The 21878-nt window shown below is 63.6% G+C and carries 19 protein-coding genes; 14 read left to right on the top strand and 5 right to left on the bottom strand.

What is annotated here, in order from left to right; all coding sequences use genetic code 11:
* Positions 1–61 precede the first annotated feature (61 nt).
* On the top strand, positions 62–532 hold the full coding sequence (locus AC6I6U_RS25375; protein ID WP_497878748.1) for a MarR family winged helix-turn-helix transcriptional regulator: 471 nt from the start codon (positions 62–64) through the stop codon (positions 530–532).
* A gap of 46 nt (positions 533–578) precedes the next feature.
* Here AC6I6U_RS25375 and AC6I6U_RS25370 read toward each other — a convergent pair whose 3' ends face one another.
* From AC6I6U_RS25370 to AC6I6U_RS25360, 3 genes are all read right to left on the bottom strand, one after another.
* A complete protein-coding gene (locus AC6I6U_RS25370; protein WP_497878747.1) occupies positions 579–1628 on the bottom strand; it encodes a transketolase-like TK C-terminal-containing protein in 1050 nt (349 codons plus the stop codon).
* A 349-nt stretch (positions 1629–1977) separates the two neighbouring features.
* The gene (locus tag AC6I6U_RS25365) at positions 1978–3018 is read right to left on the bottom strand and encodes an AraC family transcriptional regulator (protein ID WP_497878746.1); all 1041 of its coding nucleotides are present in this window, start codon (positions 3016–3018) and stop codon (positions 1978–1980) included.
* The gene (locus tag AC6I6U_RS25360; RefSeq protein ID WP_497878745.1) at positions 3015–4154 is read right to left on the bottom strand and encodes a nitrilase-related carbon-nitrogen hydrolase; all 1140 of its coding nucleotides are present in this window, start codon (positions 4152–4154) and stop codon (positions 3015–3017) included. The genes AC6I6U_RS25365 and AC6I6U_RS25360 overlap by 4 nt, the downstream gene beginning before the upstream one ends.
* A 212-nt stretch (positions 4155–4366) precedes the next feature.
* Here AC6I6U_RS25360 and AC6I6U_RS25355 point away from each other — a divergent pair, with 212 nt between their 5' ends.
* Together AC6I6U_RS25355 and AC6I6U_RS25350 are read left to right on the top strand one after the other, a co-directional pair.
* Positions 4367–6403, top strand: coding sequence for an oxidoreductase (locus AC6I6U_RS25355; protein WP_497878744.1), 2037 nt, complete (start codon positions 4367–4369; stop codon positions 6401–6403).
* Positions 6404–6649: 246 nt separating this feature from the next.
* Positions 6650–7579, top strand: coding sequence for a 1-aminocyclopropane-1-carboxylate deaminase/D-cysteine desulfhydrase (locus AC6I6U_RS25350; RefSeq protein WP_497878743.1), 930 nt, complete (start codon positions 6650–6652; stop codon positions 7577–7579).
* On the opposite strand, the gene AC6I6U_RS25345 is transcribed toward AC6I6U_RS25350, so the two are convergent.
* Both AC6I6U_RS25345 and AC6I6U_RS25340 read right to left on the bottom strand, forming a co-directional pair.
* Positions 7557–8108: a cytochrome b gene (locus tag AC6I6U_RS25345; RefSeq protein WP_497878742.1), complete on the bottom strand. Its 552-nt coding sequence runs from the start codon at positions 8106–8108 to the stop codon at positions 7557–7559. The genes AC6I6U_RS25350 and AC6I6U_RS25345 overlap by 23 nt on opposite strands.
* Before the next feature lie 160 nt (positions 8109–8268).
* Positions 8269–9219, bottom strand: a complete 951-nt coding sequence (locus tag AC6I6U_RS25340) for a DUF1853 family protein (protein ID WP_497878741.1) — start codon at positions 9217–9219, stop codon at positions 8269–8271.
* Positions 9220–9323: 104 nt separating this feature from the next.
* Here AC6I6U_RS25340 and AC6I6U_RS25335 point away from each other — a divergent pair, with 104 nt between their 5' ends.
* The 11 genes from AC6I6U_RS25335 (at position 9324) to AC6I6U_RS25285 (ending at position 21849) form a co-directional block, all read left to right on the top strand.
* Positions 9324–10214, top strand: a complete 891-nt coding sequence (locus AC6I6U_RS25335; RefSeq protein ID WP_010445996.1) for an NAD(+) kinase — start codon at positions 9324–9326, stop codon at positions 10212–10214.
* On the top strand, positions 10211–11185 hold the full coding sequence (locus AC6I6U_RS25330; RefSeq protein ID WP_497883098.1) for a metallophosphoesterase: 975 nt from the start codon (positions 10211–10213) through the stop codon (positions 11183–11185). The genes AC6I6U_RS25335 and AC6I6U_RS25330 overlap by 4 nt, the downstream gene beginning before the upstream one ends.
* A complete protein-coding gene (locus AC6I6U_RS25325) occupies positions 11182–12063 on the top strand; it encodes a rhomboid family intramembrane serine protease (protein WP_497878740.1) in 882 nt (293 codons plus the stop codon). The genes AC6I6U_RS25330 and AC6I6U_RS25325 overlap by 4 nt, the downstream gene beginning before the upstream one ends.
* Positions 12064–12095: 32 nt before the next feature.
* Complete coding sequence (locus tag AC6I6U_RS25320) at positions 12096–12356, top strand: YeaC family protein (RefSeq protein ID WP_497878739.1); 261 nt, start codon at positions 12096–12098, stop codon at positions 12354–12356.
* Positions 12353–13183 carry a DUF2797 domain-containing protein gene (locus AC6I6U_RS25315; protein WP_497878738.1) on the top strand — a complete coding sequence of 277 codons (831 nt, stop codon included), beginning with the start codon at positions 12353–12355 and terminating at the stop codon, positions 13181–13183. Before AC6I6U_RS25320 ends, AC6I6U_RS25315 begins: the two co-directional genes overlap by 4 nt.
* Positions 13184–13195: 12 nt before the next feature.
* On the top strand, positions 13196–15853 hold the full coding sequence (gene pepN, locus AC6I6U_RS25310; protein ID WP_497878737.1) for an aminopeptidase N: 2658 nt from the start codon (positions 13196–13198) through the stop codon (positions 15851–15853).
* A 531-nt stretch (positions 15854–16384) separates the two neighbouring features.
* Positions 16385–17437 carry a WD40/YVTN/BNR-like repeat-containing protein gene (locus AC6I6U_RS25305; RefSeq protein WP_497878736.1) on the top strand — a complete coding sequence of 351 codons (1053 nt, stop codon included), beginning with the start codon at positions 16385–16387 and terminating at the stop codon, positions 17435–17437.
* A gap of 21 nt (positions 17438–17458) precedes the next feature.
* The gene (locus AC6I6U_RS25300) at positions 17459–19834 is read left to right on the top strand and encodes an efflux RND transporter permease subunit (protein ID WP_497878735.1); all 2376 of its coding nucleotides are present in this window, start codon (positions 17459–17461) and stop codon (positions 19832–19834) included.
* Between the two features lie 231 nt (positions 19835–20065).
* The gene (locus AC6I6U_RS25295; protein WP_497878734.1) at positions 20066–20350 is read left to right on the top strand and encodes a DUF5629 family protein; all 285 of its coding nucleotides are present in this window, start codon (positions 20066–20068) and stop codon (positions 20348–20350) included.
* Positions 20340–21512: a lactonase family protein gene (locus tag AC6I6U_RS25290; RefSeq protein WP_497878733.1), complete on the top strand. Its 1173-nt coding sequence runs from the start codon at positions 20340–20342 to the stop codon at positions 21510–21512. Before AC6I6U_RS25295 ends, AC6I6U_RS25290 begins: the two co-directional genes overlap by 11 nt.
* 157 nt (positions 21513–21669) lie before the next feature.
* On the top strand, positions 21670–21849 hold the full coding sequence (locus tag AC6I6U_RS25285) for a hypothetical protein (protein ID WP_497878732.1): 180 nt from the start codon (positions 21670–21672) through the stop codon (positions 21847–21849).
* The last annotated feature ends 29 nt before the right edge of the window (positions 21850–21878 follow it).

Raw genomic sequence — 21878 nt, 5'->3', positions numbered from 1 at the left:
TCCGAATCTATCCCGCCATGCGCTACCATTGCAACCTTTCTGATTTCCCCGGATGGTATTCATGGCTTCCAACGAGCCCGATGTATGGTTTCGCTTTGTCAGGGCTCACCGCACGGTCATCCGCGAGATCGAGCGGCGCCTGGCCGAGGCCGGCTTGCCGCCCTATGCCTGGTATGACGCCTTGTGGGGGCTGGAGAGTGGGCCGGACGGCAGCCGGCGAATGCATGAACTGGCGGATGTCATGGCCATCGAGCGCTACAACCTCACGCGGCTGGTCGATCGGTTGGAGAAGGACGGCCTGGTGGTTCGGTCGCGTTCCGAAGGCGATGGGCGCGGAGCCTTGGCGTCCATCACCGAGCAGGGGCGGGTGTTGCGCAAAAGGATGTGGCAGATCTACGAGGAGGCGGTGGCCGAGCTGTTTCTGTCGCAACTCGATGACGGCCAGCGCCAGGGGTTTGCCGAGGCGCTGGAGCGCACCGCCGAGCTGGCGCGTAGTGCCGGCAGTGAGTCGCGCAAGCGCGACAAGGCCTGAGTGATCGCCGCCGGCTCCCACAATATCGAGTACATGGTCGCGACCCTCACTCAAGCCTGTAACGCTCGTGCGCCTGCCTGACGAGCTGTGCCTTGACCTTCTGCTCATCCGCCAGCGCCCCCAGGGCCAGGGCGGTGATCCAGTACCGATCCGGCGCTCCCGGCCCGACCGACCCAGCCCCCAGCCCGACGAACCGCGCGCGGATATGCCCGGCCAACGGGGCGACCACGGTCTGCGGATAACCGGTGACCGCAATCACCGGTGCCGTGCTGTCCCCCAGGCAGGACGCCAAGTGAGCGCGACGCTTGCGGTCACCCGGATGCAGGCGATTCCAGTGCTCTGCACGACTGGCATCGCGAGCCAGGCGGGTGTAGCTGGGACAACTCCAGACCTGTGCCGTCACTCCCCAGTCGTGCTCCAGCAGGCAGGCGGCGGCCATCACCTCCTGAAGGGCGCGACCCGCCCCAAGTAGATGAACCTGCGCAGCCTTTCCTTCTCCCAGTCGATACATGCCGTCGAGGGCATCCCGCGCCTGTTCCGGTGTCGGCGCCGGTCCTTGCTCCTGGTCGTGCAGCGCCAGGTAGTAGAAGCCTGGATTGCTCTCGACATACAACTGCTGCAAGGCCCCCAGGACAATTGTGCGGGCCTCGGCGCCAGAGGCCGGATCGAATGGCTGGCAGCGCGGATTGCCCGCCAGCCATAAGGGCAGCGATGGCTGCGCACCCTTGGGCCAGCGCGAGGGCAGGGTTTCGCTATCGTTGCAGAAGATACCGCGGTGCCGGGTTTCCTCGGCCACTGCACAGAGTCCGGCGGAATGCTCCGCACTGAGCAGGTACAGCAGGGGCTTTTCGACGTCCTGGCCAGAGAAGCGCAGTGACCAGGCGCTGATCCGGGTCGATGGTGTCGCCGTGGGGTGGCGGTGATTGCGGATGACCCAGGCCCGTTGGGATGCACAGGGACCATTCTCCAGGCGATCGGCGATCTCCAGCACGCTGGCCAACGGCGAGCAGCCGGCCTGGGGCGCGCTCTGCAGTGCCTCGATGCAGGCGCGTGCGGTCGCGGTGGAGCGGGGTGTCTCGCTGTTAAATGCGTTCATGTTCAGTGCTGCCTGGAGGAGGGCTTTTTACCCTAAGGCAGCTGCGCATGTAATTGCAAATGCAACCAGATTTGTTGTGAAGAAAAAATGACTGGAAAAAAACCTGACCCATCTGCTAGTTTTTCTACTCAGGAGCACGTCTGGTAATGGAGCGCTTCATTTTTTCTTCACATGGGCAACTTAAGCTGGCCCTGCGGGTCGGTAATACGAGCGCTTATACCTGCGACTACAAGGAGCTTCACAATGGATGACTATCAAGAAGAACTGCTGGAATTCCACGCTTTCGAGATGGACCCGGTCGAACCGGCAGACGACGCTACCGAGCTGTAAACGGTGGCGTTTTTTTTGCTCAGGCGGAATGTCGCTGGCTGCGGCGGAACTCGCCTGGCGTCTGGCCGCTCCAGCGTTTGAAGGCGCGCTGAAAGGCCTCGGCCGAGGCAAAGCCGAGCAGGTAGGCGATTTCGCCAAACGCCAGTTCCGTATCACGAATGTAGGTCATCGCCAGGTCGCGACGGGTGTCGTTGAGAATCGCCCGGAACTGCGTGCCTTCATCGGCCAGCTTGCGCCGCAGGGTCCAGGTCGGCAGCTTCAGGCGTGCCGCCACTTCCTCCAGGTCGGGTTCCCGGCCACCATTGAGCAACGGTCCCAGCAACCGGGTGATGCGTTCACGCAGGCTGCGGGTGCGGGTCAACTGCTCCAGTTCCCTTTCGCAGAGTTGCAGCAGATGCCGCCAGGTGCTCGGGCAGTGCTCCGGGTTGCGCAGGCCGAGGCTGGCCTGGTCCAGGCGTAGCTGGTTGATCTCGGCACCGAAATGCACCGGACTGTCGCCGAGCAGGTGGTAGTCGGCGGCGTATCCAGGCGCGCTGAACTCGATATCGATCTGTTCGGCCCGCAGCGGCTGGCCGGCGACGCTCGACAGCTGTTTCAGCCAGCCGGCGATGATCGAGTCGACCACGAAACGGTTGTAGGCGTTGTACGGGCTGATGGAGTAGAACCGCAGCCAGGCCCCCTCGGCATCTTCATGGAAGCTGGATTGGCCGCGGTAGTTGGAGCCGTAGAGCGGCTCGAAACGGGTCAGGGTGCGCGCGGCTTCGCGGACTGTCGGCGCCTGGGCGGCGGTGATGCCGGCCAGGCCTGCCTGGCTCAGGCGGCTCAGGCGACCCATGTGCAGGCCCAGTGCCGGGTTGCCGGTGAGCTGGATGGCAGCATGGCCCAGGCGCATGTAGCGTGGAATCGACAGGCGTGCGCCGGGCTCGCCCAGGCGAGCCGAGTCCAGGCCGTATTGCTCCAGCAATCCTTGAGGATCGCAGCCCAGTTCACGGACGGCGTCCGCCAGGCTGTGGACAAAGCCCACCGACAGGTCGCCGAGGCGCATGGCGGCCGGTTTCATGGCAACCACAGGTTGATCAGGCGGGCGCCGCGCCCGCCGGCGTCGTCCTGGGTGAAGGTCTGTCCGTTGTAGCTGATGAAACTCTGCCCCGAACTGCGCTGGTCCCAGAGCTGGCCCCGCAGAAACACGCTGATCCCGGCAATGGACTGGCTGGCCGCTGGTCGGCTGATCAGGGTCAGGCGATGCCAGGCCTCGCCTTCGCTGACTTCACCGGGACGCAGGCCGATCTCTGGCGGTGTGACTGCGTTCCGGAAACCGCGCCAGGGCCGGTCCCAGCTGCCCTTGCCGGCGACATTGGCCGGCACCGCGATCAGCTTGACCCCCAGGGCGTCCAGTTGGCTGTAGGCGTTCGGGTACCAGCTGTCGCTGCCGATCAGGATGCCCAGGCGGCCGGCCGGGGTATCGACGACATTCATACCCTGGTCGGAAGCGCCGAGCACGTAGCCGCGCTGGTCGAAGTTCGGGTACAGCTGGCGCTGTGGCTGTCCGAGGGGCAGGCCGTCGGTACCGAAGGTCAGGCTGGCGTTGTACAGCGAGCCGCGACCGAATTTCAGCGTGCCCTGTTCGACGAACGGCGTCGGCAGCAGGATGGTGCCAGCCACCAGCGTTACCCCGAACTCTTTCGCCAGGCCGCCGAACAGTGCCTGGTAATCGCTGGCCATGGCCTTGGCCTTCATGCGCAACCGGGCATCGTCCAGGCGGCTGCGGCCCTTGGCCTTGAACAGGGTGCTGGTGAATTTCAGCGGGTTGCTGACCATCAGCCAGTTCATCGCCTCCTGCTGGTCGAGGGCCTGGAACAGGTCGTCCTTTTCCCCGCCCAGCATCAGCCAGGTACCGACATGTTCGGGCAGTACCACCACGGTCTTGGAGTTCAGCAGGCCCAGGCTGCGGGCCTGTTGCAGGTAGGCCGCGAGCTTGCGGTGCAGGCGCGGCAGGCTCTGGTAGTCGCTGGGGAACAGCTCTGGCTGGATACCCAGCAGGTTGCCATGCTCGCCGGGAACGCCCTGGTTCAGCGCCAGCCGGATCCGCAGGTCGGACAGGTAGTGGCCGCTGCTGCGCTGCTGGGTCCAGATGCCGTAGCTGGTCAGTCCGGCGACCAGGCCAATGAGAAGGATACCGACGAAAAATTTGCGCATGGAGGGTAGAGCTGGCGGCCGTGGGCGGAATTCACCGACTAGGGTAGGGGTGATGATCGTAGTTGCCAAGGGCTGCTGCGCATTTGGATCAATAACTTGTCAGTTTCGATCATTGAGTGGTCATCGAGGGCTCTTCAATATGCCATTCATACACCTGACGGGGGCCGCAGAGCACCCGCATTCCGTGATCTGGCTTGTTTTGGAGAGTTGTGATGACCACCACCTCGTATCCGCATCTGCTGGCCCCGCTCGACCTGGGTTTCACCACGCTGCGCAACCGCACCCTGATGGGCTCCATGCACACTGGCCTTGAGGAAAAGCCCGGCGGTTTCGAGCGCATGGCCGCCTACTTCGCCGAACGTGCCCGTGGCGGGGTCGGCCTGATGGTCACCGGCGGCATCGCGCCGAACGAGGAAGGCGGGGTCTACTCCGGCGCCGCCCGGCTGACCACTCGCGAAGAAGCCGAGCAGCATCGGATTGTCACCCGCGCCGTGCATGAGGCGGGCGGCAAGATCTGCATGCAGATCCTTCACGCCGGACGTTATGCCTACAGTCCGAAGCAGGTGGCTCCGAGCGCAATCCAGGCACCGATCAACCCGTTCAAGCCCAGGGAGCTGGACGAGGCGGGCATCGAGAAGCAGATCGCCGATTTCGTCACCTGCTCGACCCTGGCCCAGTCCGCCGGCTACGACGGCGTCGAGATCATGGGTTCGGAAGGCTACTTCATCAACCAGTTCCTCGCGGCCCACACCAACCACCGGACCGACCGCTGGGGCGGCAGCTACGAGAACCGCATGCGCCTGCCGGTGGAAATCGTCCGGCGCGTGCGTGAAGCGGTCGGCACGGACTTCATCATCATTTTCCGTCTGTCGATGCTCGACCTGGTGGAGGGCGGCAGCACCTGGGAAGAAATCGTGCAACTGGCCAAGGCTATCGAGCAGGCCGGTGCAACCCTCATCAACACCGGCATCGGCTGGCACGAGGCGCGTATCCCGACCATCGCTACCAAGGTGCCACGTGCTGCGTTCACCAAGGTCACCGCCAAGCTGCGTGGCTCGGTGTCGATTCCGCTGATCACCACCAACCGCATCAACACCCCGGAAATCGCCGAGCAGGTGCTGGCCGAAGGCGATGCCGACATGGTGTCGATGGCTCGGCCGTTCCTGGCCGACCCGGATTTCGTCAACAAGGCAGCTGCCGGGCGTGCCGACGAGATCAACACCTGCATCGGTTGCAACCAGGCCTGTCTGGATCACACCTTTGGCGGCAAGCTGACCTCGTGCCTGGTCAACCCGCGTGCCTGTCATGAGACCGAGCTGAATTACCTGCCGGTCCGGCAGATCAAGAAGATCGCCGTGGTCGGCGCCGGTCCTGCGGGGTTGGCGGCGGCGACCGTGGCTGCCGAACGTGGCCACCAGGTGACGCTGTTCGATGCGGCCGCCGAGATCGGCGGCCAGTTCAACGTCGCCAAGCGCGTGCCGGGCAAGGAGGAGTTCTATGAAACCCTGCGCTACTTCAAGCGCAAGCTGCAGACCAGCCATGTCGAAGTGTGCCTCGGTACCCGCGTGGACGTTGCGCAGTTGGTGGCCGGCGGCTTCGACGAAGTCATCCTCGCCACCGGCATCGCGCCACGGCTGCCGGCCATTCCCGGCGTCGACCACCCCAAGGTGCTGGGCTACCTGGACGTACTGCTGGGGCGTAAGCCGGTGGGTAGCCAGGTCGCGGTGATCGGTGCAGGCGGTATCGGCTTCGACGTGTCGGAGTTCCTGGTGCACCAGGGCGTTGCCACCAGCCAGGATCGCCAGGCGTTCTGGCACGAGTGGGGTATCGATACCCGGTTGGAGGCGCGGGGTGGTATCGCCGGAGTCAAGCCCGAGGTCCAGGCGCCGGCGCGCCAGGTTTACCTGCTGCAGCGCAAGGCGTCCAAGGTCGGCGACGGGTTGGGCAAGACCACCGGCTGGATTCACCGTACCGGGTTGAAGAACAAGCGGGTGCAGATGCTCAACAGCGTCGAGTACCTGAAGATCGATGACGAGGGGCTGCATATCCGTATCGGTGAAGGCGAGCCGCAGGTGCTGCCAGTGGACAACGTGGTCATCTGCGCCGGCCAGGACCCGCTGCGCGAACTGCAGGAAGGCCTGGTGGCGGCCGGGCAGAATGTGCACCTGATCGGTGGCGCGGATATCGCGGCCGAACTGGATGCCAAGCGGGCGATCAACCAGGGTTCGCGGCTGGCCGCCGAGCTCTGATCGATCCGGGCTGCCCGGCACTTTGTGGCGAGGGGGCTTGTCGGGGCGCAGCACCGTCCTGCTGGGCTGCACGGCAGCCTCAAAGCCAGAGTTCGCGGGGTATCAGATGCATCGCGGGGCTGGCTTTACGACCGCTTCGCGGCCGAGCGCGGGCAAGCCCGCTCGCCACTGGGTTCCTCGGCGCGGCAGTCGATACTTTTTCAAGGCTGGTAGACTGGCGTCACTTCGCTTCGTGAGCTTCACCCGATGTTGCCACCGCCCGACTGGCGCCCCCACGCGCCGCTTGAACCCCTGCACCTCGACTGGCTCGCCCGAGCCGCTGTCGAGGTGGCAGTCCTTCGCCTGGACCTGATCGACCCGCTGATCAGCGGCAACAAGTGGTTCAAGCTCACCGAGCACATCAGCGCCGCCCGTCAGGCCAATGCCGCAGGGCTGATCAGCCTCGGCGGTGCCCATTCCAATCACCTGCACGCCCTGGCCGCTGCTGGCCGGCGTTTCGGCTTTGCTACCGTCGGCCTGCTGCGCGGGCATCCACTGGAAACCCCGACTGTCCTCGATCTCCAAGCTTTCGGCATGCAGCTTCACTGGCTTGGCTACGAAGGCTATCGCAAGCGCCATGAGCCGGATTTCTGGGCACCCTGGCAAGCCCGTTACCCGCATCTGCATGGAGTGCCCGAGGGCGGTGGCGGGCTGGCGGGGGCGCTCGGCTGCATGGTTCTGCGCGACATGGTCGAGGCGCAACTGCCACGACTCGGCTGGGCGGATTTTCATGGCTGGTGGCTGGCAGCCGGAACCGGCACCACGGCTGCCGGCCTGGTGCTGGCCGAGGCCGGGCGGCGAACGGTGCATGCGGCATTGGCCGTGCCGGACGGCCACGGTGTTGCGCCTTCGATGGCGAGGATTCTCGACGAGGCTGGAATGAAGGACTGTGGCTATGAGCTGATCGACGCATGCCGTGGCGGTTTTGCCAAGGTCGACGCCGATCTGCAGGCGTTCATCGCCCAGGGCGAACAGCAGGCCGGCCTGCCGCTGGAGCCGCTCTACACCGGCAAGGCACTGATGGCGCTGCAGCAGCGGGTCGACGCCGGGAGCTTTGCCCCCGGCACGCGATTGGTGTTCGTCCATACCGGCGGTTTGCAGGGGCGTCGCGGTTTCAGCGGTGAAGCCTCGGCATGATCCGCGCCAGGGTGTTATCACGCACCACGTAGTGGTGATAGAGCCCGGCCAAGGCGTGCAGGCCGATCAACCAGTAGCCGAGGGTGCCGGCCAGTTCGTGCCAGCCCTTGATTTCCTTGGCCAATGGGCGGTTTTCGGCAATCAGCGTCGGCAGGTCGAAGCCGTAGAACATCACCTCGTGGCCCAGGCCACTGACCACCAGCCAGCCCAGCAGCGGGGTGCCGATCATGAACAGGTACAACGCGATGTGCATCAGTTTCGACAGCAGCCTCTGCCAGGTCGGTGGCGTTGGCACGATCCGGGGCGCCACGCCGATGGCCCTGGCCAGCAGGCGCAGCCAGACCAGGGCGAACACGGTCAGGCCGAGCATGTAGTGAAATTCGACGATCAACGCCCGGCCCCCACTGCCCTTGGGAAACTGGCCGCGAAATTCGATGCAGCAGTAGACGATGGCCAGCAGCGCCAGCATCAGCCAGTGCAGGCTGATCGACAGGTTGCTGTAGCGGCTGTCGGTGTTTTTCCAGGGCATGGGTGGATCCTCTCGCATCAGGGCGCAACGCTCCGCTTTTTTGTAACGGAGTCTTTCCTACACTTTAATACGCTTTTGAACCCTTCGCCCGAGGCGAGCGTTGGTGAGGGGGAGGTCGGTATTCTTTCTGCGGACGGCGGGCGCGAGCTGGCTGACCTGGTCAGGCTGAGCCCGGCACATTCGGCCAAAGGTCGGCCACCAGGAACAGCCGCTCGGCTTCCTCCCAGTCGCCTCCATCATTGCGGGTCAGGCGCACCAGCAATTGCGCCGGCGCCATCGGGTCGAGCTGATCCAGCCAATCGTCCAGGCGTTCTTCGGCCCAGGCCTGGTCGTCGGCATAGTGCGCCGGTGCCAGCCAGGCATGGCGCGGTAACGGCTGCCAGCGTCCTGGCGGGCTTTGCACGCGAAAATCCGCCCAATCGCGCTGATGCAGCCAGCGTCCGTGCAGGTGTTGCGGGTGCACGCCCCGTGGCGGGCAGGAACTGCCGGGCCATGGATAAAGCAGGTAACCGCCCAGCCACAGGTGCGCGCTGAACTGCTCGATGCCCAGCGCCGTCAGCGCCTCACGGCTTTCCGGGCGGGCGGAGATCGGCAGTTGATGTTCACTCAGGTGCGCCAGCTTGCGGTCCAGGCGATCATGGCAGCCGGGGCCAAGCCAGTGTTCAGGCTCTTCGCCATGGCCCTGCTGCGGCCCCAGGTAGAGCTTGATCGCCAGTTCCAGGTGGTGCACGCCGTCGCGGTCGCGCAGCAGCAGGTCGAGTTCGCCCAGGGTATGGCCTTCGCGGCGGATCGGCAGGTTGGCGCCGATCAGCTCGATGCCCGGTGCGTGTTGCACGGCGAACTGCCAGAGCCGCTCGTAATACAATCCCAGCCGGCGCGTGGCGGCCTGGGCCAGCCAGTGCTGCAGGGGCGTGTGGTCATGGTCCAGTTGTCGCAACCAGCGTTCCAGCTGGTGCGGGGCCTGCACCCAGTCGCTGCCGGCCAGCGGATGGCGCTGTGGCCAGGGCGTGTCGAGGAGCATCGGCGGCGCCAGGACGACCCAGGCCAGGTCGCGCACTTCGGGGTGGCGCAACTGTCGGGGGAGGTCGAGCAAGCCGGGAAACAGGATCATTCTGCGAGCATAGCCGTTTGCTTCAGGGCTGAAAGGATTTTGTCTGGGACCTTCTTTCGCCCATAATCGTTCTTTTGCCTGCAGCAGAACCTTTCAGGAGCCCCATGGAGCAATTTCGCAATATCGGCATCATTGGCCGCCTGGGCAGTTCGCAGGTGCTGGATACCGTTCGCCGCCTCAAGCGCTTTCTACTCGAACGGCACATGCATGTGATCCTCGAAGACACCATCGCCGAAGTGCTGCCAGGCCATGGCCTGCAGACCTCTTCGCGCAAGATGCTCGGCGAGGTCTGCGACATGGTCATCGTCGTCGGCGGCGATGGCAGCCTGCTGGGCGCTGCCCGCGCATTGGCGCGGCACAACGTGCCGGTGCTGGGGATCAACCGCGGCAACCTGGGCTTTCTCACCGATATCCGTCCGGATGACCTCGAAGTCGAAGTGGCCAAGGTCCTCGACGGCCACTACCTGGTGGAAAACCGCTTCCTGTTGCAAGCCGAGGTGCGCCGCCACGCGGAAGCCATCGGCCAGGGCGACGCGCTCAACGACGTGGTGCTGCACCCCGGCAAGTCGACGCGGATGATCGAGTTCGAGTTGTACATCGACGGCCAGTTTGTCTGCAGCCAGAAGGCCGACGGCCTGATCGTCGCCACGCCCACCGGCTCCACCGCCTACGCGCTGTCGGCCGGCGGCCCGATCATGCATCCCAAGCTCGATGCCATTGTGATCGTGCCGATGTACCCCCATACCTTGTCCAGCCGCCCCATCGTGGTGGATGGCAACAGCGAGTTGAAGATCGTGGTATCCCGGGACATGCAGATCTACCCACAAGTCTCCTGCGACGGCCAGAACCATTTCACCTGCGCGCCAGGCGATACAGTGACCATCAGCAAGAAACCGCAGAAACTGCGACTGATCCACCCGCTGGATCACAACTACTACGAAGTCTGCAGGACCAAACTCGGCTGGGGCAGCCGGTTGGGCGGTGGAGACGACTGATGCTCGATCCCGCGCGTGGCTACGATCTGATCGGTGATGTGCACGGTTGCGCTCATACTCTGGAACATCTGCTGGACATGCTCGGTTATCACAAGCTGGGCGGCGTCTGGCGTCATCCCCGGCGCATGGCCGTGTTCGTCGGCGATATCATCGACCGCGGCCCGCGGATTCGCGAGGCGCTGCATATCGTCCATGATATGGTCGAGGCCGGGCAGGCGCTGTGCATCATGGGCAACCATGAATTCAACGCCCTCGGCTGGACCACCGCGGCACCGCCGGACAGTGGCAAGCAGTTTGTCCGCGAGCACACGCCGCGCCATGCCCGCCTGCTGCACGAGACCCTTAGTCAATTCGAGGGACACCCGGCCGACTGGCATGACTTCCTCGGCTGGTTCTACGAGTTGCCGCTGTTCCTCGATGCCGGGCGTTTCCGCGTGGTCCACGCCTGCTGGGATGCCGGGCTGATCGAGCCGTTGCGGGCGCAGTACCCTCAAGGCCGCATCGATGAACATTTCGTCCAGGCTTCGGCGGTGTCCGGCAGCTTTGCCTGCACCGTGTTCGACCGCCTGCTGCGCGGCACCGACATGCGCCTGCCGGACGGCTTGACCCTGACCGGCGGCGACGGCCTGACCCGGGCGTTCTTTCGCACCAAGTTCTGGGAAGACGATCCGCAGACCTACGGCGATATCGTCTTCCAGCCCGACGCCTTGCCCGAGCAGGTGGCGAGCAAGCCGCTGTCGCCGCGGGAAAAGAATGCCTTGCTGCGCTACGGCCTGGAGGAACCGATGCTGTTCGTCGGTCACTACTGGCGCAGTGGTCGGCCGATGCCGATCCGTCCCAACCTGGCCTGCCTGGACTACAGTGCAGTGCTGTATGGCAAGTTGGCTGCCTATCGCCTGGATGAGGAAACCCAGCTCGATCTGAACAAGTTCGTCTGGGTCGATGTCGAGCGCCCCGAGGTCCTGAAATGAGTGCCACTGCTGTCCTGCGTCTGCCGCTGGCGACCGATCTCAGCGGTTTCGTGCAATTGCTCCAGCGCCTGCAGGTGCCGCACCGGGTCAGCGAGGAGAGCGGCGAGCAGGTGTTGTGGGTTCCGGAATCGGTCAGCGCCGACGTGCTGGCGCTCTACCAGCATTTCCCCGAGGGCGATCCGCATAATCAGTTGCAGGCGCTGCCACCGTCGCCCGCAGCGCCGGCGCCGAGTCGCCCGAGCCTGGCCCAGCAGGTGCGTCACAGCCCGGTCACCGCGCTGGTGTTGCTGCTGACCCTGGTGGTCGGCGCGATCACCTGGCTGGGTGACAGCCTGTCGACGCTGCGCTGGTTCACCTTTCTCGATTTCCGCGTGAGCGGCGAGTACATCCAGTTCACCCCCTTGGCCGACGGCCTGGCGGCGGGGCAGTGGTGGCGGCTGGTGACGCCGATGCTGCTGCACTTCGGCTTCCTGCACATCGCCATGAACAGCATGTGGTACTGGGAATTGGGCAAGCGCATCGAGCTGCGCCAGGGCGGTATCAACCTGTTGGGGCTGACCCTGTTGTTCAGCCTGGTGTCGAACTTCACCCAATATTACGTCAGCGGCCCGACCCTGTTCGGCGGCCTGTCCGGCGTGCTCTACGGCCTGCTCGGGCACTGCTGGATCTACCAGTGGCTGGCCCCCAATCCGGTCTACCGGCTGCCCCGTGGCGTGCTGGCGATGATGCTGGTCTGGTTGCTGGTGTGCCTGTCCGGGCTGATCTCGCTGATCGGTTTCGGCGAAATTGCCAACGGCGCCCACGTCGGTGGGCTGCTCATCGGATGTTTCACCGGCCTGTTGGGCGGGCTGTGGTCCCGGCGTAGACTGGCCGCCTGATTCGAATGTCTTGAAAAAGTCTGGAGACTTTAATGTCCTCTTTCATCGAAATGATTGAAAACATCACCCCCGATATCTACCAGAGCCTGAAACTGGCGGTGGAAATCGGCAAATGGTCCGATGGCCGCAAGCTCACCACCGAGCAGCGCGAGCTGTCGTTGCAGGCAATGATCGCCTGGGAGACCCAGAACCTGCCGGAAGAGCAGCGTACCGGCTACATGGGGCCGCAGGAGTGTGCGTCGAAGTCCGACCCGATCCCGAACATCCTGTTCAAGTCGGATGCCATCCATTGATCGAGCTAGGCCGTGGTGCAGTCAGCAAGATGTCGACGCGTCTGGACGCCTCGACCGTGCAATACACGTTTCGCCTGGGTGACAGCGAGGTGCCGGTCAATCCGTTGATCGGCCAGAAGCTGCGCCTGGAATTTCTCGGTGCCATCCATTGCAGCCATTGCGGGCGCAAGACCAAGACCAGCTTCAGCCAGGGCTACTGCTACCCGTGCATGACCAAGCTGGCGCAGTGCGACACCTGCATCATGAGTCCGGAGCGTTGCCACTACGACGCCGGCACCTGCCGCGAGCCGGGCTGGGGCGAGCAGTTCTGCATGACCGATCATGTGGTTTACCTGGCCAATTCCTCGGGGATCAAGGTCGGCATCACCCGTGCCACCCAGTTGCCGACCCGCTGGCTCGACCAGGGGGCCAGTCAGGCGTTGCCGATCATGCGCGTGGCGACCCGCCAGCAGTCCGGCTTCGTCGAAGACCTGTTCCGTAGCCAGGTTGCCGACAAGACCAACTGGCGCGCCTTGCTCAAGGGTGATGCGCCGGCGGTCGACCTGCGTCAGGTCCGCGACCAGTTGTTCGAGTCCTGCGCCGAGGGCCTGCAGGCCCTGCAGGAGCGTTTCGGCTTGCAGGCGATCCAGCCGGTGACGGACATCGAACCGCTGGAAATCCGTTACCCGATCGAGGCCTATCCGACCAAGATCGTCAGCTTCAACCTGGACAAGAATCCGATTGCCGAAGGCACGCTGATGGGGATCAAGGGCCAATACCTGATCTTCGATACCGGCGTGATCAATATCCGTAAATACACGGCCTACCAGCTCGCCGTGCATCAGTAGAAGGACGCACCCATGCGCACCGAACAGCCGAAGATGATCTATCTGAAGGACTATCAGGCCCCCGAGTACCTGATCGACGAGACGCACCTGACCTTCGAGTTGCTCGAGGACCATACCCTGGTCCATGCGCAACTGCTGATGCGCCGCAACCCGGCACGCGGTGCCGGCCTGCCGCCACTGGTGCTCGATGGCCAGTTGCTCGAACTGTTGTCGGTCAGCCTGGATGATCGCGAGCTGGGCGCCGCCGACTATCAGTTGGACGAGAGCCACCTGACCTTGCACCCGGCGATTGAGCGTTTCACCGTCGACACCAGCGTGAAGATCCATCCGGAGAGCAACACCGCACTGGAAGGACTGTACAAGTCCAGCGGCATGTTCTGCACCCAGTGCGAGGCCGAGGGCTTCCGCAAGATCACCTACTACCTCGACCGCCCGGACGTGATGAGCACCTTCACCACGACGATCATTGCCGAGCAGCACCAGTACCCGGTGCTGCTTTCCAACGGTAACCCGATCGGCAGCGGCCCTCAGGAAGACGGGCGGCACTGGGCGACCTGGGAAGACCCGTTCATGAAGCCGGCCTACCTGTTCGCGTTGGTGGCCGGTGACCTGTGGTGCGTCGAGGACAGCTTCACCACCATGACCGGGCGTGACGTGGCGCTGCGCATCTATGTCGAGCCGGAAAACATCGACAAATGCCAACACGCGATGAACAGCCTGAAGAAGTCCATGCGCTGGGACGAGGAAGTCTATGGCCGCGAGTACGACCTGGATATCTTCATGATCGTCGCGGTCAACGACTTCAACATGGGCGCCATGGAGAACAAGGGCCTCAACATCTTCAACTCCAGCGCCGTGCTGGCCCGCGCCGAAACCGCCACCGACGCCGCGCACCAGCGGGTCGAGGCGATCGTCGCCCACGAATACTTCCACAACTGGTCGGGCAACCGCGTGACCTGCCGCGACTGGTTCCAGCTGTCGCTCAAGGAAGGCTTCACGGTGTTCCGCGACGCCGGCTTTTCCTCGGACATGAACTCGCGCACGGTCAAGCGTATCCAGGACGTCGCCTACCTGCGTACCCACCAGTTCGCCGAAGATGCCGGCCCCATGGCCCACGCGGTACGGCCGGACAGTTTCATCGAGATCTCCAACTTCTACACCCTGACCGTCTACGAGAAAGGTTCGGAAGTGGTGGGCATGATCCACACCCTGCTCGGTGCCGAAGGCTTTCGCAAGGGCAGCGACCTGTACTTCGAGCGCCACGACGGTCAGGCGGTGACCTGCGATGACTTCGTCAAGGCCATGGAAGACGCCAACGGCGTCGACCTGACCCAGTTCAAACGCTGGTACAGCCAGGCTGGCACGCCACGCCTGGCGGTCAGCGAGAGCTATGACGAGAAGGTGCAGAGCTACAGCCTGACCTTCCGCCAGAGCTGCCCGCAGACCCCGGACAAGCAGGAAAAACTGCCGTTCGTGATTCCTGTGGAACTGGGCCTGCTGGATGCCCAGGGCGGCGAAATCGCCCTGCAACTGGCCGGCGAGGCGGCACCGGGTGCCAGCAGCCGTGTGCTGTCGGTAAGCGAAGCCGAGCAGACCTTCACCTTCGTCGGCATCGCGGCCAAACCGTTGCCGTCGCTGCTGCGCGGCTTCTCGGCGCCGGTCAAGCTGAGCTTCCCCTACGATCGCGACCAGTTGATGTTCCTGATGCAGCATGACAGCGATGGTTTCAATCGCTGGGATGCCGGCCAGCAACTGTCGGTGCAGGTGCTGCAGGAACTGATCGAGCAGCACCACAAGGGTGACGAGCTGCAGCTCGACCAGCGCCTGGTCTTGGCTTTGCGCAGTGTGCTGGCCAACGAGCAGTTGGACCAGGCGATGGTCGCCGAAATGCTGTCGTTGCCGAGCGAGGCGTATCTCACCGAGATCAGCGAGGTGGCGAACGTCGACTCGATTCACGCTGCCCGTGAATTCGCCCGCCAGCAACTGGCCGAGCAACTGTTCGATGGCCTGTGGCAGCGTTACCAGGCTAATCGCGAAGTGTCGAAGAACACGGCCTACATTGCCGAAAACGAGCATTTCGCCCGTCGTGCGCTGCAGAACATCGCGCTGTCCTACCTGATGCTCAGTGGCAAGCCACAGGTGCTGGCTGCAACCCTGGAGCAGTTCGACGCGGCCGACAACATGACCGAGCGCCTGACCGCCCTGGCGGTGCTGGTGAACTCGCCGTTCGAAGCGGAAAGGGCCAAGGCCCTGGCGGCTTTCGCCGAGCACTTCAAGGACAATCCGCTGGTCATGGACCAATGGTTCAGCGTCCAGGCTGGCAGCACCCTGCCGGGTGGCCTGGAGCGGGTCAAGGCGCTGATGGAGCATCCGGCTTTCACCCTGCGCAACCCGAACAAAGTGCGCGCGCTGATCGGTGCCTTCGCTGGGCAAAACCTGGTCAACTTCCATGCGGCAGACGGTTCCGGCTACCGCTTCCTGGCGGACATCGTGATCCAGCTCAACGCGTTGAACCCGCAGATCGCCTCGCGGCAGTTGGCACCGCTGACCCGCTGGCGCAAGTACGACAAGGCCCGCCAGGCACTGATGAAGGCCGAACTGGAGCGCATCCGTGCTTCGGGTGAGCTGTCGGCGGATGTCTTCGAGGTAGTCAGCAAGAGCCTGGCCTGACTGTGATCTGTTAGCGCAGAGGCACCTCAGGTGCCTTTGAACGGACCTTGAGCGGGTCGGAAGTGGGTTGTGAGGTCACCTTGTGGCGAGCGGGCTTGCCCGCGCTGGAGCGCAAGGCGCTCCCAGATCCGGCCACTGCGGTGTATCAGGTGCACCGGGTTGTTTCAGGTTTTGCGGCTGCTGTGCAGCCGAGCGCAGGCAAGCCTGCTCGCCACAATGCAATGCGCCACGAACAGCGCACCTCAAGCAGTACTTCTGTGCATCGACAATCAAACCCTATAAAGGCCACATTCGTGGCCTTTATTCATCATCCCCCCTGATGCCCCGATATTCATGTCCTGTGCGAAAGCTCCGGGTTAACAAAAGATAACGTGGTGTCGATTGTCAGACGATTCCAAAGCCCGATAGGATAGGTCCAGCTGTGGAAGGGGCTCTAGATTGCTGGTTTCAGACGACCTGCAACGATGAAAACGCCCTCGAAGGCGCCCTGAAAGGTTGGCTGACCTAACAATAATAATGGGGGAAAGGTCTATGAATGAGCCTGTGAAGGGTACGGGTTCCCGCCGTCCGCCGACCTGGCGGCACGCGGTATTGCTGACCTCGATGCTCTCTCTGTCCGGGCTGGCGCTGATGACCGGGCCGGCATTCGCCGCCGAGGCGGGTGCTGCCGAAAACGTCTATTCCATCGAATCATCCAAGGCCGCCAAGGGCCTGCTGCTCGACGTGGTCCATGCCGGTGCCCGCCTGGTTGCCGTCGGCGATCGCGGGCATATTCTGTTTTCCGATGATCAGGGCAAGACCTGGACCCAGGCCCGCGTACCGACCCGGCAACTGCTCACGGCGGTCTATTTCGTCGATGACAAGCACGGCTGGGCCGTTGGCCACGATGCGCAGATCCTCGCCAGCAGCGATGGTGGCGCCACCTGGACCAAGCAGTTCGAAGACCTCAAGCGCGAAGCACCGCTGCTGGATGTCTGGTTCAAGGACGCCAGTACCGGCTTCGCCGTCGGTGCCTATGGCGCCTTGCTCGAAACCACCGACGGCGGCCAGCACTGGGAAGATGCCAGCGACCGCCTCGACAACGAAGACCAGTACCACCTCAACGCCATTGCCGCGGTCAAGGATTCCGGACTGTTCGTCGTCGGCGAGCAGGGCAGCATGTTCCGTTCGGCCGACTGGGGACAGACTTGGGAACGCCTCGACGGCCCCTACCAGGGCTCGCTGTTCGGCGTGATCGGTACCGCCGAGCCGGCAACCCTGCTGGCCTACGGCCTGCGCGGCAACCTTTATCGTTCCAGTGATTTCGGCTCCAGCTGGGAGCCGGTCGAACTCAAGGCCGCCCGCGGTGCGCTGGAGTTCGGCCTGTCCGGCGGCGCGCTGCTGGCCGACGGCTCGCTGGTGATCGTCGGCAACGGTGGCAGCGTGATCCGCAGCAGCGATGACGGCGTGACATTCAGCGTCTTCAATCGTCCCGACCGCATTTCCTTATCGGCGGTTACCACGGCCGGCAACGGCAACCTGATCCTGGTTGGCCAGGGCGGCGCCCACGTCACCTCGGCGACCGGCAGCGAACAGGGCAAATAATAAGAAGGCGGGGAGTTGCACATGAGCAGTCATCATCAGGACAAGGCGACGTTTCTCGAACGCCTGATTTTCAACAACCGCCCGGCAGTGATCGTGATCTGCCTGCTGGTCAGTATCTTCCTGTTCTGGCAGGCGACGCTGATCCGTCCTTCCACCAGCTTCGAGAAAATGATCCCGCTCAAGCATCCGTTCATTGAAAAGATGATGGAGCACCGCAACGACCTGGCCAACCTCGGCAACACCGTGCGGGTTTCGGTGGAGGCCAGGGAGGGCGATATCTTCACCAAGGAGTACATGGACACCCTGCGCCAGATCAACGACGAGGTGTTCTACATTCCCGGTGTCGATCGCTCCGGCCTGAAGTCGCTGTGGAGCCCGAGCGTGCGCTGGACCGAAGTGACGGAGGAGGGCTTCGCCGGCGGCGAGGTGATCCCGCAGAGCTACAACGGCTCGGCCGACAGCCTCGACCAGTTGCGCAACAACGTGCTCAAGTCCGGCCAGGTCGGGCGGCTGGTGGCCAACGACTTCAAGTCGAGCATCGTCGATATCCCGCTGCTGGAGTCCTATCCGGACCCGCAGGACCAGGGCAAGCTGCTCAAGCTCGATTACCAGAAGTTCTCCCATCAGCTCGAGGAGAAGATCCGCGACAAGTTCGAAGCGCAGAACCCCAATGTGAAGGTGCATATCGTCGGTTTCGCCAAGAAGGTCGGTGACCTGATCGATGGCCTGATCATGGTGGTGCTGTTCTTCGGCGTGGCGTTCGTCATCACCCTGGTGCTGCTGTACTGGTTCACCTGGTGTATCCGCAGCACCATCGCCGTGCTGATCACCACCCTGGTGGCGGTGGTCTGGCAACTCGGCCTGATGCACGCGGCCGGCTTCGGGCTGGACCCGTATTCGATGCTGGTGCCGTTCCTGATCTTCGCCATCGGCATTTCCCACGGCGTGCAGAAAATCAATGGCATCGCCTTGCAGTCCAGCGAGGCCGACAACGCCCTGACCGCAGCCCGGCGGACTTTCCGTCAGTTGTTCCTGCCGGGGATGATCGCGATCCTGGCGGATGCCGTGGGTTTCATCACCCTGCTGATCATCGACATCGGCGTGATCCGCGAACTGGCGATCGGTGCCTCGATCGGCGTGGCGGTGATCGTCTTCACCAACCTGATCCTGTTGCCGGTGGCGATTTCCTATGTCGGCATCAGCCAGAAGGCCGTCGAGCGCAGCAAGAAGGACGCGACCCGCGAACACCCGTTCTGGCGCCTGCTGTCGAACTTCGCCAGTCCCAAGGTCGCGCCAGTGTCGATCATCCTGGCCTTGCTGGCCTTCGGCAGCGGCCTCTGGTACAGCCAGAACCTGAAGATCGGCGACCTCGACCAGGGCGCGCCGGAACTGCGTCCCGATTCGCGCTACAACAAGGACAACAGTTTCATCATCAACAACTACTCCACCAGTTCCGACGTGCTGGTGGTGATGGTCAAGACCGCTTCCGAGGGCTGCTCGCGCTACGCGGCGATGGCGCCGATCGACGAGTTGATGTGGAAGATGCAGAACACCGAGGGCGTGCAGTCGGCGATTTCCCTGGTGACCGTGTCCAAGCAGATGATCAAGGGCATGAACGAGGGCAACCTGAAATGGGAAACCCTGTCGCGCAACCCGGATGTGCTGAACAACTCGATCTCCCGCGCCGACGGCTTGTACAACGCCGACTGCTCGCTGGCGCCGGTGCTGGTGTTCCTCAACGATCACAAGGCCGCCACACTGGACCGGGCGGTGCACGCGGTGCAGGACTTTGCCAGGGAGAACAACAAGGACGGCCTGGAATTCATCCTGGCGGCCGGTAACGCCGGGATCGAGGCCGCCACCAACGAAGTGATCAAGCAGGCCGAGCTGACCATCCTGATCCTGGTGTACATCTGCGTCGCGGCCATGTGCATGATCACCTTCCGTTCCTGGGCGGCGACCCTGTGCATAGTCCTGCCGCTGGTGCTGACCTCGGTACTGGGCAACGCGCTGATGGCCTTCATGGGGATTGGCGTGAAGGTCGCGACCCTGCCGGTGGTGGCGCTCGGCGTGGGGATTGGCGTGGACTACGGGATCTACATCTACAGCCGCCTGGAGAGTTTCCTGCGTGCCGGCTTGTCGTTGCAGGAGGCCTACTACCAGACCCTGCGTTCCACCGGCAAGGCGGTGCTGTTCACCGGCCTTTGCCTGGCGATCGGCGTCTGCACCTGGATCTTCTCGGCGATCAAGTTCCAGGCCGACATGGGCCTGATGCTGACCTTCATGCTCCTGTGGAACATGTTCGGTGCCCTGTGGCTGCTGCCGGCGCTGGCGCGGTTCCTGATCAAGCCGGAGAAACTGGCGGGCAAGGTGGGCGGTTCGCTGCTGGCCCACTGAGGACAGGACGGCGGGCAATGTGGCGAGCGGGCATGCCAGCGCTCGACTGCGCAGCGGTCGTAAAGCAGGCGGCCGGGTTTTATCTGGAAAACCACGGTTGCAGGTTTTGGGGCCGCACTGCAGCCCAGCGCGGGCAAGCCCGCTCGCCACATCGGTTTCCGAGCCCCTGGAACCTTTATGCCGCAATATCGCCTATCATTGCCCCTTTCCCGAAAAATGATAGAAAACACCATGACCGACACCTTGCTCACTGCCCTTGAAGCCTGCGACATGCTGGAAATCGACGGCCTGCACGCCTTCGATTTCACCCTCGACGACGCCGGCCTGCTGATCGAGTGCATGGACGGCCGTGCCGCCAAGCGCTGGACCTTCAGCCAGGCGCAGTTGCAGGCTGCCGCCTTCGACGAGGCTCTGCAGAGCTGGGTGCTGGCCGGCGACTCCGGTGAGCATCGCCTGGTCTGCCTGAGTGCGTTCAGCGCCAAGGAAGAAGAGGAGGACGAACAAGATGATGCGTAAATTCTGGCCCCTGCTGATGGCTGGCAGCATCGGTTCGATGCCGGTCCTGGCGGCATCGGCCGACACCGTCGATTTGCTGGTCGGCTCCTACACGGCCGGCAAGAGCGAAGGTATCTACCGCCTGCAGTTCGACAGCCGCACCGGCAAACTCGACCCCAAGCCGTTGCAGGTGATCAAGACGGCCAACCCGTCCTGGCTGACCCTGTCCGCCGATCAGCGCCGGCTGTACGCGGTCAATGAAAACGGTCCGGGCCAGAAGGACCCGGTCGGGCGGGTCAGCAGCTTTGCGATCGACCCGAAAAGCCGCCAGCTCAAGCCGATCAGTCAGGTGCAGAGCCTGGGCAGCGAGCCGACTCATTCGAGCCTGAGCGGCGACCAGCGCTACCTGTTCGTCGCCAACTACTCGGTACTGGAAGATCCGGGCGGCAGCCTGGCCGTGCTGCCGGTGGATGCCAAGGGCAAACTGTCGCCGCCGGTGCAGCTGAGCAGCCACCCGGCCAGCCTGGTCAACCTGGAGCGGCAGGCTTCGGCTCACGTGCATTCGGTGGTGTCGTCGCCGGACGGTCGTTTCGTCTTCGCCAACGACCTGGGTGCGGACAGGATCTTCGTCTACAAGTACGACCCCAAGGCCAATCCGGAAATGCCGTTGACCCCGGCCAACCCGGCCTACGTCCAGTTGCCGCCGGGTAGCGGTCCGCGCCACCTGCTGTTCAGCGCCGATGGCAGGCACGCCTGGCTGACCAGCGAGATGAGTGCGCAGGTCACCGTGTTCGACTATCAGGATGGCAAGCTCACCCAGAAGCAGCGGGTGGAACTGGCCGACCAGCAGCCGCTGGCGGACAAGGCCGCCGCTGCGTTGCACGCCTCGAAGGACGGCAAGTTCCTCTATGTCAGCAACCGCGGAACGGCCAACCAGTTGCTGGTTTTCGCCATCGACCCGGTCAGTGGCGAGTTGAAGGAAGTGCAGCGTCGGTCGGTCGAGGGTGACCATCCGCGTGAGTTCGCCCTCGATCCGAGTGGCAGGTTCCTGCTGGTGGCCAACCAGAAGAGCAACCAGATCGTGGTGATCGAGCGTGATGTCGACAGCGGCCTGCTGGGTAAAACCGTGCAGACTGTGCCGTTCGATGCGCCCAGCTATCTCGGTTTCCTGGCGGGACAATAGACCGCAGGCCGCGGCTTGCAAGGGGCTTGCGCTTCTATTAATCACGCTGATATCCGCTACTGCTGTAATGAATTTCAACCCGGACACTCCTCGGATGTACTTTGGACTCACGGCCTGAAAGGGCAAGCAAGCCAACTGACATTCGAGGATTTTCGACATGAACTTCAATCTCTTCTCCATCATCGCCGCTTCCGCCATCTCTGCCAGCGTTGCCCTGCCAGCCAGTGCCAGCGTCGACGTCAGCGAGAAAAAATCCCACACCCAGAGCTACACCCCCAAGTACCTGCAACAGAGCGCCAACTTCTACGCCGCCCTGGATCACAAGGCTCAACACTGAGCGCTGAACCACCCCGCAACGCCGGAGCG

Source organism: Pseudomonas sp. UTLPPB19802 (assembly GCF_059730225.1).
The sequence above is the reverse complement of the archived record's forward strand: the minus strand, read 5'-3'. Positions and strand labels throughout refer to the sequence as shown.